At 75.9% G+C, this 12,636-nt stretch carries 8 protein-coding genes and 1 pseudogene; 4 read left to right on the plus strand and 5 right to left on the minus strand.

Annotated elements, in window-relative coordinates; all coding sequences use genetic code 11:
- Nucleotides 1-23: 23 nt before the first annotated feature.
- Entirely contained in the window at nucleotides 24-2,702 is a 2,679-nt protein-coding gene (locus ACVV2G_RS25725) for an ATP-binding protein (protein WP_453845144.1), read from the minus strand.
- A 245-nt stretch (nucleotides 2,703-2,947) separates the two neighbouring features.
- Between ACVV2G_RS25725 and ACVV2G_RS25730 the strand changes: the two genes are divergently transcribed.
- The gene (locus ACVV2G_RS25730; protein WP_453845145.1) at nucleotides 2,948-3,967 is read left to right on the plus strand and encodes a DUF2510 domain-containing protein; all 1,020 of its coding nucleotides are present in this window, start codon (nucleotides 2,948-2,950) and stop codon (nucleotides 3,965-3,967) included.
- A 144-nt stretch (nucleotides 3,968-4,111) separates the two neighbouring features.
- On the opposite strand, the gene ACVV2G_RS25735 is transcribed toward ACVV2G_RS25730, so the two are convergent.
- Nucleotides 4,112-4,726: a TetR/AcrR family transcriptional regulator gene (locus ACVV2G_RS25735; protein ID WP_453845146.1), complete on the minus strand. Its 615-nt coding sequence runs from the start codon at nucleotides 4,724-4,726 to the stop codon at nucleotides 4,112-4,114.
- 249 nt (nucleotides 4,727-4,975) lie between these two features.
- Here ACVV2G_RS25735 and ACVV2G_RS25740 point away from each other — a divergent pair, with 249 nt between their 5' ends.
- Together ACVV2G_RS25740 and ACVV2G_RS25745 are read left to right on the plus strand one after the other, a co-directional pair.
- Nucleotides 4,976-5,785: a phosphatase PAP2 family protein gene (locus ACVV2G_RS25740; RefSeq protein ID WP_453845147.1), complete on the plus strand. Its 810-nt coding sequence runs from the start codon at nucleotides 4,976-4,978 to the stop codon at nucleotides 5,783-5,785.
- Nucleotides 5,782-6,762 (plus strand): DMT family protein, encoded by a 981-nt coding sequence (locus ACVV2G_RS25745; RefSeq protein ID WP_453845148.1) that lies wholly within the window; start codon nucleotides 5,782-5,784, stop codon nucleotides 6,760-6,762. The genes ACVV2G_RS25740 and ACVV2G_RS25745 overlap by 4 nt, the downstream gene beginning before the upstream one ends.
- 116 nt (nucleotides 6,763-6,878) lie before the next feature.
- Here ACVV2G_RS25745 and ACVV2G_RS25750 read toward each other — a convergent pair.
- Nucleotides 6,879-7,724: pseudogene (locus ACVV2G_RS25750) on the minus strand (phospholipase domain-containing protein); the annotation flags it as partial.
- A 392-nt stretch (nucleotides 7,725-8,116) separates the two neighbouring features.
- Here ACVV2G_RS25750 and ACVV2G_RS25755 point away from each other — a divergent pair.
- Nucleotides 8,117-8,722: a response regulator transcription factor gene (locus tag ACVV2G_RS25755; RefSeq protein WP_453845200.1), complete on the plus strand. Its 606-nt coding sequence runs from the start codon at nucleotides 8,117-8,119 to the stop codon at nucleotides 8,720-8,722.
- Between the two features lie 46 nt (nucleotides 8,723-8,768).
- Here the strand turns inward: ACVV2G_RS25755 and ACVV2G_RS25760 are convergent, their stop codons facing one another.
- Entirely contained in the window at nucleotides 8,769-10,802 is a 2,034-nt protein-coding gene (locus tag ACVV2G_RS25760; protein WP_453845149.1) for an ATP-binding cassette domain-containing protein, read from the minus strand.
- Nucleotides 10,799-12,571, minus strand: a complete 1,773-nt coding sequence (locus ACVV2G_RS25765) for an ABC transporter ATP-binding protein (protein WP_453845150.1) — start codon at nucleotides 12,569-12,571, stop codon at nucleotides 10,799-10,801. Before ACVV2G_RS25765 ends, ACVV2G_RS25760 begins: the two co-directional genes overlap by 4 nt.
- Nucleotides 12,572-12,636 lie beyond the last annotated feature (65 nt).

The raw sequence follows: 12,636 nt of genomic DNA on the forward strand, positions 1-12,636 counted from the left end.
ACGGGGGCGGGGGCGGGGGCCCCTCAGCCCCCGTGCCCCGCCGCCAGTGCTTGCCCGGCCCGCGCCGCCAGCCCGTCCGCACCGCACGACTCGGCCAGGGCCAGGCCGCGGCGCAGCTCCGTCTCCGAGCGGGCGGCGATGCCGTACTCGACGCGTGCGGCCGCGTGTTCGTACTGGCAGGGCGAGGCCTCCAGGTAGGTGACGGCCTGCGCGGCGAGCCGGACGGCGCGCTGGCCGGTCTCCAGGGCGGCGGCGCAGCGCAGGGCCTCCCCTATCGCGGTGTCCGTGCCGAAGCGCTCGGCCTGGCGGCGGGCGTCGGTGGCGAGCCGGGCGGCGCGGCCGGGGTCCTCCGTGGCGAGGGCCCGGGCCAGCTCGGTCGCCCAGGGATGCACGACCGGGTTGTACCTGCCGCGGGCGGCCGCCGCCTTCTCGGCGGTCTCCAGTTCGTTGACGCCCTCCTTGGCGCGGCCGGTGGCGAGCAGCAGCCGGGCCCGCACGGGACGCGGGTCGGGCAGCACGATCGTGGACGGGTACGGCGGGTCGAAGCCGTAGCGGTCGGCGACGGTGCGGGCCTCGTCGACGTGGCCGCGGGCGAGCAGCGTGTCGATCAGGTTGCAGGTCGCCGACCAGTACAACGGCAGTCCGCGGCCGACCCGTTCGGCGATGCGCAGCGAGGCGCGCAGGGACTTCTCGGCCTCCCTGAGCCGGCCCCGCCTGCGGTGGCCGAGGCCCACGTAGGCGTGCGCGAGGGCGAGGTGGCCGCCGCTCCAGCCGGCCGTCTCGTAGGAGCTGAGGGCCTCGGTGAAGAGTGCCTCGGCACGGTCGAGCCGGTCGGTGTACGCGTAGCAGTTGGCCAGCATCATCGGCAGTTCCAGACCCCACTCGGTGTCGGTCCAGCCGAGTCCGGGGGCGAGGCGGCCGTTGACGAGCGCCCGGTCGCACAGCTCGACGACCTCCTCGGCGCTCTCGCCCCGGGTCATGGCGTCGAAGCCGCGCAGGATGAGCAGGGCGCGCTCCGCGTTGTCGCGGCCGGTGCAGGTGCCGGCGAGTTCGGTGAGGCGCTCGGAGCGTCCGGGCGAGGGCGTCTCGCCGGGGTGGATGCCCTCCCACATGTACTGGACGGCCTGGAGCCGCAGCCGCACGGACGGGTCCTGGTTCCGGGCGGCCTCCGCCTGGACGGTGCGCACGGCCTCCTCCAGCTGGTCGTTGTGGAGGAGTGCCTCGGAGAGCCTGAAGACGGCGTTGACGCGCTGCTCGCCGTCCAGGCCCGGCAGGGCGAGGGCGGTGCGCAGGTGCCGGATGGTGGTGGCGGGCGCGGTGAGGAGGGTGGCGCAGCCCAGTTCGTAGAGGACCCGGGCATGCGTGTCGGGCAGCGGCGGTTCCTCCAGGGCGCGTTCGAGGCAGCGGCGGGCCGCGTCGGGGGCGCCGACGGCGAGGTGCTCGCGGGCCGCCTCGCGCAGCTGCTGGACGACCTCCGGGTCGTCGTCGGGATACACCTGCAGCAGATGACGGGAGGCGGCCGCGGCGCCGAGTCCGGAGTCGGTGACCAGCTGGGCCGCTATGCCGTGCATCGCCGTGCGCAGCGCGTCGGGGATGGAGTTGTACACGGCGGTGGCGATCAGCGGATGGACGAACTCCAGGTCGCCCGCGTCCGGCTGCGGGGCCCCGGGGTCGGGTTCGGTGAGGATGCGGGCGTTGCGCAGCAGTTCGGCGCAGCGGACGGCGTCGTCGCGGTCGAGGGTGGCGAGGCGGGCCACCATGCCGACGGTGATGCCGCCGCCGAGGATGGCCGCGGCCCAGGCGAACCGGGTGGAGTCGACGCCGAGCTGCTCCAGGCGGGCGACGAGGCCGCCGCCCCGCGCGGAGCGGTTCAGCGCGCGCAGTTCGTCGGCCTGCGCCTCGACCGGTTCCAGGTCGCTGTCGTGGACCTTGGCGAGGAGTTCGACGGTCTCGTAGGGATTGCCGCCCGTGACGGCCCACACCTCGCGGCAGAACGCGGCGTCGGCGTGGTCGCCCAGGGTGGACCGGGTGAGGCCGGCCGTCGCTTCGGGGGTGAGGGCGTTCAGCGGGGCGAGCGGGCGGCCCGCGGCGACGACGGCGTCCAGGTGGCAGGCGCTGTCCCCGCCGACCTCGCCGGGGCGGCGGGCGACGACGACCAGGACCGCGGTCTCGTCGAGCCGTTCGGCGAGCGCGGCGAGCCAGCGCAGGGTCTCCTGGTCGGCCCAGTGGGCGTCGTCGATCAGCAGGACCAGGGGCCACTCCCGGCGGGCGAGCCGGCGCACGGCGGCGACCAGGCCGTCGCACACGCCCTGCGGGTCGGCCTGCCGCTCCCCCGGGTCCGCTATGCCGAGGGCGGGGCCCGCGATGTCGTACCACTCGCCGAGGTACTCCCGCGCCTCCTCCGGGAGCATCGACACGAGCGCGGGCTGGAGCAGTTGGCGCACCACGTGGAAGGGGACGGACCTGAGGGTCTCGCCGCCGCGTGCCGACCAGACGGTGCAGCCGCGGGCCTCGGCGATGCGGCGGGTCTCGGCGAGCAGTGCGGTCTTGCCGAGTCCGGCCTCGCCCCGGGCGACCAGCAGGGTCCCGGAGGACGAGCCGTCGACGCACAGGGCGTCCACCGCCCGTGCGATGGTGGCGACTTCCTCGTCGCGCTCCCAGAGGGAGGCCGAGGCGGCGGCCGTCCGCCGTACCTCCGTCATCCCGCTACCTCCCCAAGTCGCCCGAATGACGTACAGACCCTGAGCCTATCCGTCCGGTCGCGCCCATGGTGCGCGGTCCGGGCAGCAGTTGCCGTGACGGGTGACATGCGGTAAGGCGCGGACGACGCGCCGGACCCGTCGTCAGCCGGTGAGCCGGTCGACTCCGCACGGGCCGCGGGGCGGGCGTGCCGCGATCGTGCCGGGCCTCTCATCCGGCTTTCACCGACGCCTCATACGGTGGGCCCATGACGCAGGCGACTCCTCCCGGGTGGTACCCGGACCCCGGACAGAAGAATGACGGTCCCGCCACCGAGCGCTGGTGGGACGGCACGGTGTGGACGGACCAGGTCCGCTCCGCGGGGCCGGCCGCCGCGTGGGGGCCTCCCGCGCCGCAGCCGGCACCGCAGCAACCCGCCCAGCAGGCGGTGCCCGACGGCGGGCCCGGGCCGTATCCCGTGCACCCCGGCTATCCGGGGTTCCCCGTCCAGCAGCCGTCCGCGCGGCGGCGCCGGCTGCGCACCGGCATAGCCGTCGCGGCGGCCGTGGCCGTGCTCGCCGGCATCGGTGCCGGTGTGTACGTGCTGGCCGACGACGGTACGGGCGACAGCGCGTCCTCGCAGCAGGACCGGCGCGCTCCCGGCGGACAGGAGGGGCCGTTCGGCGGCTCGGGCGGGGGCGGTGAGTCGCCCGCGCCGGGCTCTCCGGGCGAGTCGCAGCCGCCCACGATCGACAGCGGATCGGTCACGGACCCGGTCAGCGGGATCAGCCTGCCCATCCCGGACGGCTGGTCCGGGCAGCAGTTGTCGGTCGGCGCGACGGTGACCTCGGACGACAGCTACACGTGTCCCGGTGACACCTCCGCGACCTGCACCAAGGGCGGTGCCTACTCGGCTCCCGCGGTGGTGCTGGGCACCCGGGGCGACAGTGCCGAAGAGGTCGCGAAGGCCGACATCGAGGCGAACGCCGAGGAATCCTACGGCGGCGAGTCCTACGGCGGGATCACCTCGCACGACGAGCTGGCGTCCGAGGCGGTCACGGTCGCCGGGCAGCAGGGCTACCTGGTCCGCTGGAAGGCGGTCACCAGCAAGGGTGCGGACGGCTACGTCGAGTCGCTCGCCTTCCCCGCGCCCGCCGACCCCGAGCGCATCGTCGTCGTCCGCTTCGGCGTGGACACCGACGAGGAGCAGGCGGTCATCGACGAGATCACCGAGGGGATCCGGGTGGACTCCTCCCAGGGCGGCGGAGGCAGCGGTCAGGACGTCTGACCGTCCGGGGACGGCAGTCGGCCGGGCGGGGCGCCCTTCCGCTCAGAGGGCGTCCCACCCGGCCGGGGTGCGCGCCGCCCCCGTCCCCACGGTGCGGCGCGGACAGGCCGCCGTCCGGTCATCCCACGGACGGCGGCCTGGGTCTCAGGTCAGGCCCAGGGCCGGCAGCACGACGGCCTCCACGAATGCCACCAGGTACTCCGCGTCGGCCTGCTCGCCCTCGACGACGGGCCGCATCCGCAGCATGCCGAACATCTGGGCGGGCACGTACTCCAGCGCCGGGTGGCCGGCGGCCACCTCTCCCCGGCCGACCCCGCGGTCGAGGATCTCCCGGAGTGCGGCGATCTCCGGCTCGACGAGCGCCTCGCGCAGCGCGCACTGGAGTTCCGGGTCCTGCATGACCGAGTGGCCGAGCGCCTGGAGCAGCCCGGTGTCCTTGCCGGCCCCCTCCCCCGCGGCCCGGGCCGCCTGGCGCAGGTCCTCGGCGAGCGACCCGGTGTCGATGCCGGTGAAGCGCGCCCGGCGGCGGCTGCGCAGCGCGGCGGCCACGAACTGGGGCTTGGTCCTCCACTGCCGGTAGAGCGTGGACTTGCTGCACCGGGTGCTGGCGGCGACGCCCTCCATGGTGACGGCGTCGTAGCCGCAGGTCCGGATCTGTTCGAGCACGGCGTCGAAGAACTCCTGCTCACGCTGGGGCGTGATCTTGGAGCGGCGCGGCGTGCCGACCGTGTCCGGTCGGTCCTCAGCCTGCGACGTCATCGGCTCTGCTCCTCACTCCCAGCGGCGGTACAGCGGCGGTACAGCGTCACTCGAGGGGCCCGTGCTCCAGTGTGTGCCATGCCATCGATACGTCAGTGTACCGGTACCCGAGTGTATCGGTACACTCCCGTATCGGTACACTGGCGTATCGGAACGGGTTCGTATCGATGGGAACGGTCACATCCATCCGTTCCCGCGCGTCATACACCTGTGGACCGCACGCACCGCCGTCAGTGAAGGGGCCGGGGGATGAATGCCCGCACCGAGCCTGCAGAAGCGGGGCCGAACGCACCCGCGCGACCGCCTCTCGTCCGTGAGCTCCTGCTCGTGGCAGGGCTCTTCCTCGTGTACAAGCTCGGCCGGGGGCTGGCGACCGGCCACACCCCGGAGGCCTTCCGCAACGCCCACCGCGTACGGGACTGGGAACGCGCGCTCCGGCTGCCCGACGAGGGAACGGTGCAGTCCCTGCTCCTGCACGGCGACGCCCTGATCCGCACGGCGAACACCTACTACGCCGCGGTCCACTTCCCCGCGACCGCGGCCCTCCTGGTCTGGCTCTACCTGCGGCGACCGGCCCACTACGGCTGGGCCCGCCGGGTGCTGGCCGCGGTGACCGGCGCCGCGCTCGTGCTCCACCTGCTCTTTCCGCTCGCCCCGCCGCGCATGCTGGGCGCCACCGGGCTGATCGACACGGCCCGGGTCTTCGGCCCCTCGGTCTACGGCCCGCCGAGCGCCGACCAGCTGTCGAACCAGTTCGCGGCGATGCCCTCGCTGCACTTCGGCTGGGCCCTGATGCTGGCGGTCGCCCTGATCGTCGCGACCCGCTCGCGTCTGCGGTGGCTGTGGCTGCTGCATCCGCTGGTGACGCTGCTGGTCATCGTGGGCACGGCGAACCACTACTGGCTCGACGTCCTCGTGGCGGCGGCCCTGCTGGGCCTCGCGCTGGCGGTGCTCCGTCCGTCGCACCGCCCGCGGCGCGCCGTGGCCCACCGCGGGCCGCAGGCCCGTCGCCGGGTGGCGCAGCGGCACCGGCCCGAACTGGTGGGGACGGGCCGGTGAACGCCGCGCTGATCGCCGTCCTGCTGTCCCTGGTCTCCGCGTGTGCCTACGCCGCCGCGGCCGTCGCCCAGGAACGACTGGCCTCCCGCAGCCCCGGCACCGGTGCGCTGCGCCTGCTGGCGTCCGGCGCCTGGTGGTGGACGGTCGCCCTCAACGGATCGGCCGCGCTGCTGCACGTCGTGGCCCTCAAGTACGGCCCCCTGACCGTCGTCCAGCCGCTCGGTGCGCTCACCCTGGTCGCGGCGGTGCCGCTGGGGGCGCGGGTGGCGGGCCGGCGGGTGAGCGCGGTCGAGTGGCGGGGCACCGGACTGACGCTGCTGGGGCTGGGCGCCCTGTTGCTGACCGCCTCCGGGCCGGCGCCCGACGACGTGCTGAGCGTGCCCGAGGCGCTGGGGGTGTCCGGCGCGACGGCGGCCCTGATCGGCATGCTCGCGTGGCCCGGCGCCCGGCCGGGGCTGCGGCACGCGACGGCGTCCGGCATCGCCTCCGGGGTCGCCTCGGCCCTCACCCAGACCGTCACGGTCGCCGCCACGGACCGTTCGGGACCGCTGCTCGGCGTCCAGGTGATCGGGGTGGCCCTGCTGGTGTCCGCCTTCGCGGCGGGCGGGCTGCTGTTGTCGCAGACGGCGTACCGGGGTGGCCTGGGCGCGCCCCTGGCGGTGGTGACGCTGGCCAATCCGGTGGCCGCCGCGGTGATCGGACTGTTCCTGCTCGGTGAGCGGCTGCGGGGCGGCGCGGGCGGTGTGCTGCTGGCGCTGGCCGGCGCGGTGCTGGCCGCCTGGGGCGTCGTCCAGCTCAGCCGGGCGACGCCCCGGCGGCCCGACCACGCCGGTTCCGCGGCGGCCGTGCCGACGGCGGTGCCGGCCGGGCAGGAACCGCCGGGGCCGTCCGTGCCACCGGGGCCGCCGGGGCCGAGGCGGGCGGGGCCGGTGCTGGTGCCCCGGCAGCCGCAGCCGGGGCGCCTCACACGGCTGTAGCGGCCGTCAGTCCGTGACGATCGCGGGTGGCTCACCCACGGCCGGCCGTTCTCCACGTGGCCGGCGAAGCGCCGCAGGAACGCGGGGTCGGTCTCGGAGGTGACCGTCACGTCGTACCAGCGCCGGCTGCGGGTGAGGTCGACGGTGTGGCGCACGGTCGCCCCGGGGCGCACGGTGACGGTCCCGCCCCGGCCGCCGTAGGCGTTCGCGATCCGCAGGCGGGCCGTGCCGGTCCCGGCGTTGGTCACGGTCAGCCGCACGGCGTCGCCGGTGTGCCGGGCGGTGACCTCGGCACCGGGGGTCTCGTCGCGGCCCCGGAAGACGCGCAGGAAGCCGTTGGGGCCGTGCACCGTCAGGTCGTGGACGCCGTCGGAGTACGCCGGGTTCCAGGTGTCCGCGACGCTCTTGCCGGCCTCCGTGGTGCAGGTCCAGGGGCCGTCGGTGCGGTTGCCGGGGGTGACGAGGAACGCGGCTCCGGGGCCGGAGGCGAGCCGGAACCTCCCGGTCGCCGCGTCCACGGCGCCGTCCACGTGCGGGGCGTACCGCAGCGGGCGGGTGGGGCGCATGCCGGGCTCCTGCCGGGGCATGTCCGGGTCCGCGGGCGGGGCCGGACGGTAGTCGGGGTGGCGTACGCGGTCCGGCGGCTCGTAGACGTCGGTGTCCGGCAGGCCGGCCGGGCGGCTGTCGTGCCGGGAGAAGTCGAAGGCGGAGGTCGGGTCGCCGCAGATCGCGCGCCGCCACGGGGAGATGCCCTGCTCGCGGACGCCGAAGCGGCGCACCGTGAACCGGATGACCGAGGTGTGGTCGAAGGTCTCGGAACAGACGAAGCCGCCCTTGCTCCAGGGCGGGACGACCAGCATGGGCACGCGCGGGCCGAGCCCGTAGCAGGAGCAGGGGTGCCCATCGGCCGCCCGCCGCCAGGCCCTCGAACAGGGAGGAAAAATCGTTCGAACAGCAGGCATATTTCACGCCTAATTGGACGGCGACTGTTTCCGGCCCTACCGCGGCGCCCATCGCGTCGGTGCGCGGTAGGGCCGTCCGCGGCGTCGGGGCCGCCCCGCGAGGCGGTGTGGCGCCGTGGCCAGGGCACCAGAGCCGGCGGACGCGGAGGGCGGCGGCCGGCCTACGGGCCCCGGTGGCCCGGGACCGACGGCGGACCGGTGCGATATCCGCCGCGTTCCGCTCGGTCGGACACTTTCCGGCCACCTCGATCAGGCCCCGCGGACGGCCAATTGACTCCGGTCCGGTTCGCACGTGCGTGCGTTCTGTGTTCCGCCGGATCGGATCAGGGCAGACGGCTCGTGGCGCGGGGGCGTGGCGAACCGGCTGCCCGACGAGGCTGCCGATGACAAGGGTGGGGGAGATGGTTCGTACAGTGGTGGTGCACGACGAGGAACTGCTGCGTTCGGCGCTGGTGCAACTGCTGAGATCCGACCACACGCTGGAGGTCTCGTCCCTGTGCCCCGACGCCGACGTGCCCGCCCGCGAGGAGTTGCCGGCGGACGTGTGCGTCGTGGACGGCGAGTACCTGCACGCGCCGGGTGACGTGGGCGGCGCGCGCCTGCGGGACCGGTACGGAGACCGGCTGGTCGTCCTGACGACCGCCAGGCGGCCGGGGGTGCTCCGTCGGGCGTTCGACGGGGGCGCGCTGGGGCTGGTCGACAAGAACGCACCGGCGCACCGGCTGCTCAAGGCGGTGCACACGGTCGCGAAGGGGGAGCGCTTCCTGGACGAGACCCTCACCGTGGCCCTGTTGAAGGGCGCGGAGATGCCCCTGACCACCCGGGAACTGAGCGTGCTGTCGCTGGCTTCCCAGGGGGCGCCGATCGCCGAGATCGCGGCGCGGCTGCACCTGTCCCGGGGAACGGTCCGCAACTACATGGCCACGGCGATCCGGAAGGTGGGCGCCCGCAACCGGGTGGACGCGATACGCATAGTGCAGAGCGGCGGCTGGACGTGAGGGAGCCGTACGGCCCGGTGACCGCTTCTCGCACGTCGGGCGGTGGTCACGGCGGTCCCGACGGCCCCGCGTGCCAGTGGCCCGTGAGGTCGCGGTAGAGAGGCGACCGGCCCAGCAGCTCGTCGTGCGTGCCGCACACCGCCTCCACGCCGTCCAGGACGAGCACCCGGTCGGCCCGGACCGCCGACGACAGACGGTGCGCCACCACCACCAGGGTTCCCGGCCGCCGTGCCAGGACCTCCTCCGCGTGGGCCTCGGACGCGGGGTCGAGGTGGCAGGTGGCCTCGTCGAGCAGCAGCAGGGGCGCGGGCGACAGATACGCGCGGGCCAGCGCGACGAGCTGTCGCTCCCCGTGGGTCAGTTCGGCGGGCCGCACCGGAGCGTCGAGCCCCCCGAGGCGCTCGACCAGCGGCCGCAGACCGAGCGCCCCGACGGCCGCGTCGAGATCCGCCCGGCACGCGTCCGGGCGCAGATACGCGAGGTTGTCGCCGACGGTGCCGGAGAAGACGTAGGCCTCCTGTGGGACCAGGACCCGCAGGGCGGCGAGTTCGGCCGCGGCGCGCCCGGTCACCGTACGCCCGGCCACCCGTACCTCACCGCCGCTCGGCGCGAGCGTCCCCGCGACCAGGCGGGTGAGCGTCGACTTGCCGATGCCGCTCGGTCCCACGACGGCTAGGTGCTCCCCCGGGGCGACGCTCAGGTCGAGGGAGTCGAGAACCGGCTCCGACCGGGCGCCGTAGGACAGGGTGACGGAGCGCAGTTCGAACGCGGCGACCGGCCGGCCGGACGCCCGGCCCTCGCCGCCGTCCGGCGGACGGGCTCCGGCGGGGTGGCCGGCGTCCCCTGCGGCCGGGCACGCGGGTGTCGGCCGACGGCGGTCCGTGGCCGACGGTGCCGGGGTCGGTGGTGCCGGGGCACGGGTCGTCGCAGCCGGGGCCGGGGCGGAGGCGGAGACTGACGCCGCTGGGACCGTAGTCGCGGTCGCCGGGGCCGGGTTCGCGGGTGCCGGGGCCGTCGGCGTGAGGACCGGGACCGCCGGGGCCGAGGCCGCGGGGGGCGCCGCCGGGGCCGGGCCGAGGATGCGGTCGAGGACGACGAGCAGCCGGGCTCCCGCCGCCCCCAGCGCGGTCATCAGCGTGTGCAGGGCCGGCAGCAGGGACTGGACGAGGTAGGTGAAGGCGCCCAGCAGCGCGCCCGCCGTGACCCCTCGCCCGCGCAGCCACGGCACGGCCACCAGCAGGGCCAGCACGGGCAGGTGGCCGGCGACACCGAGCGCCGCCGTGCGCACCGCCGCCCAGCCGGCCAGGAGCCGGGCGGCAGCGGCGGCGGCGACGACCAGTTCCGCGCCCCGCCGCTCCTCCTCGGGCCCGGTCCCGCAGGCCGTGAGGTCCCGCAGCGCCGCCCGGGACCGTGCCGCGTGGTGGCCCAGTGCCTCATCGGCCGCCAGGGCGCGCCGCTGCGCCGCCGCCATGGGCCGCAGCGTCGCCAGGAACAGCGCCAGACCGCCCGCCAGCGGCGGCAGGACGACCACGAGCAGGGCCGGGTGCAGGGACAGCAGGCCGAGCAGTGCTCCGGCCGCGGTGAAGACGAAGGACCGCAGGGTGAGGACGAGCCCGGCGAAGCTGTCCCGGGCGATCTCGACCTGGTTCGTCAGCCGGGAGACGGTCGCGCGGTCCGTCCCGCCGGGCCCGCCCGTGGCCGCCCGGGCCATGGACCGGTCGACCGCGTGCCGCACCAGGCCGTCGCGCAGCGGCTCGGTCAGTCCGGCGAGCTGTGCGAACACGCCCCGGACGACCGGAGCGCCGGAGAGTACGGCGACCGAGGCGACCGCGAGCCACAGCAGCCCCCGGCGGGTGTCCTCGGCGAGGAACGCGTCGACGGCGTGGGCGACCCCGTAGCCGACCAGGAACGCCTGCCCCGACTCGGCCAGCGACCAGAGCGCGAGCCGCGCCAGGACTCCTCGTCGGCGGCCCAGGAAGCGACGGGCCGACGGCGCGACGCGGCGCAGCGTCCCGGACCCGTCGGCCCGGGAGCCGTCGTCCTCGCGGCCCGGTGCGCCTGCGGGTCCGGCCGGCTTCACGGCCGTACCCCCTCGGGCTCGGGCCGGGCGGAGCGTTCGCCCGGCGCCGCGGCTTCGGGGCCGCCGGCTCCGAAGACCGCCCGGTAGCCGGGCTCGTCCCACAGTTCCCGGTGCGTCCCGACGGCCCGCACGCGCCCGTCCTCCAGCCAGAGCACCAGGTCCGCCCGGTCCGCGACCGACTGGCGGTGGGCGACCACCAGACGGGTGCCGGGCCGCACCGAGCGGCGCAGGGCCCGGTTCACCTCGTGCTCCGTGGCGGTGTCCAGACTGGAGGTCGCGTCGTCCATGACCAGCAGCCGTCCGGCGTGCGCGAACGCCCGTGCCAGCCCGAGACGCTGGTGCTCCCCGCCCGAGAGCGGCGCCGAGGGCAACGGGGTGTCGTACCCCTGCGGCAGCCGGCGTACGAACCCGTCGGCGCCCGCGGCACGCGCCGCCTGCCGTACCTGCTCGGGCGACGGCTGCCGCGCCCCGGCGGCGACCGCCTCGGCGACCGTGCCCTCGCCCAGCGCCGGGCGCTCGAAGGCGAAGGTGACCTCGGCGCGCAGTTCCTGGCGGGTCAGCCGGTCGAGACGGACACCGTCCAGCAGCACCTCCCCCTCGTCGGGGTCGGTCAGCCGGCCCGCCACGGCGGCCAGGACGGACTTCCCCGATCCGCTGCGGCCGACCACCGCGACCGTGCTGCCCCCCGGCAGCCGCACTCCGTCGGCGCGCAGCACCTCCCTGCCGTCGCGCACCACGCGCACCCCGCGCAGTTCGAGCTCGCCCGGGCCGTGCGGGGGCAGCCGGCGCGTCCCGTGGGGCAACGCGGTCAGTCCTTCCAGCTCCAGGGTGCGGCGCCGGGCCTCACGGCCCCGTACGACCGCGCCCAGCAGTGACGCGGTCCCGCCGACACCGGCCGCCAGCTGCGCGTACCGGACGGCGGCGAGCATGTCACCCACGCTCAGGTCGCCGGACGCCAGGCGCAGCCCGCCGACGGCGGTCGCGGCCAGGGTCAGCAGCGGGACCAGGACGCCGCTCCTGGCGAGGGCCCGTCCGTGCAGGGCCCACATGCGCCGCCCCTGCTCGGCGAGTTCGGTGAGCGGCGCCAGCACACGCGCGCGTTCCCGGGCGGTGGTCCCCGCGGCGACGATCGTCGCGCTGCCTTCGAGGGCCTCCAGCAGCCGGGAGGCGATCCGGGCCTGTGTGCGCTGGTAGGCGGCGACCGACGCGCCGGTGTCCTTGGCGAAGGTCCGCAGCACCATCGCGAGGGCGGGCAGTCCGGCCACCACGCACGCCGCCACCCACAGGTCGACGAAGGCCAGCGCCGCGAGTGCGCCCAGCGGGGTCACGAGCGAGGCCGCCAGCGACGCCCGGGCCGCGAACGCCCCTCCCGCGTCGGTGGCGTTCAGGGTCAGGCGGGTACCGACGTCGCCCGGCGTATGGGGGCCCGCGCGGTCGGGTACGGCGCGCAGCAGCCCGGTGAGGGCGCGGCGGCGGACGAAGGCCGTCCGGGCGGCGTTGCAGCGTCCGGTGAACAGCGAGGTCAGTGAGTCGAACAGCAGCTCGCCGAGGAGCAGTGCGGCGCTCAGGGCCAGCCACTGCCCGGCGTCGCCGTCCCGCAGCAGCAGATCCAGCGTCCGGCCGAGGACGACGGGCTGGGCCACCGCCGTGAGGGCCGCCGCGACCGAGCACGACAGCACCAGTACTTCGAGCGCGCGTCCCGGCTTCCCGCCGTCGGGCGCGTCCCGCGCCGCGGGCTCCCGCCGCCACCGGGAGCGTGTCGTCCCCACCAGCCAAGACCCTTTCGTCCGCCCCGCCGTGCCGGGCACCGGCCGCGTGCCCGGTGGACCGTACG

Source organism: Streptomyces sp. JK94, from assembly GCF_053613315.1.

What these genes read in the sequence shown, in the direction of transcription:
- ACVV2G_RS25725 (WP_453845144.1), bottom strand. Translation starts at nt 2,702, where the DNA reads ATGACGGAGGTACGGCGGACGGCCGCCGCCTCGGCCTCCCTCTGGGAG.
- ACVV2G_RS25730 (WP_453845145.1), top strand. Translation starts at nt 2,948, where the DNA reads ATGACGCAGGCGACTCCTCCCGGGTGGTACCCGGACCCCGGACAGAAG.
- ACVV2G_RS25735 (WP_453845146.1), bottom strand. Translation starts at nt 4,726, where the DNA reads ATGACGTCGCAGGCTGAGGACCGACCGGACACGGTCGGCACGCCGCGC.
- ACVV2G_RS25740 (WP_453845147.1), top strand. Translation starts at nt 4,976, where the DNA reads ATGAATGCCCGCACCGAGCCTGCAGAAGCGGGGCCGAACGCACCCGCG.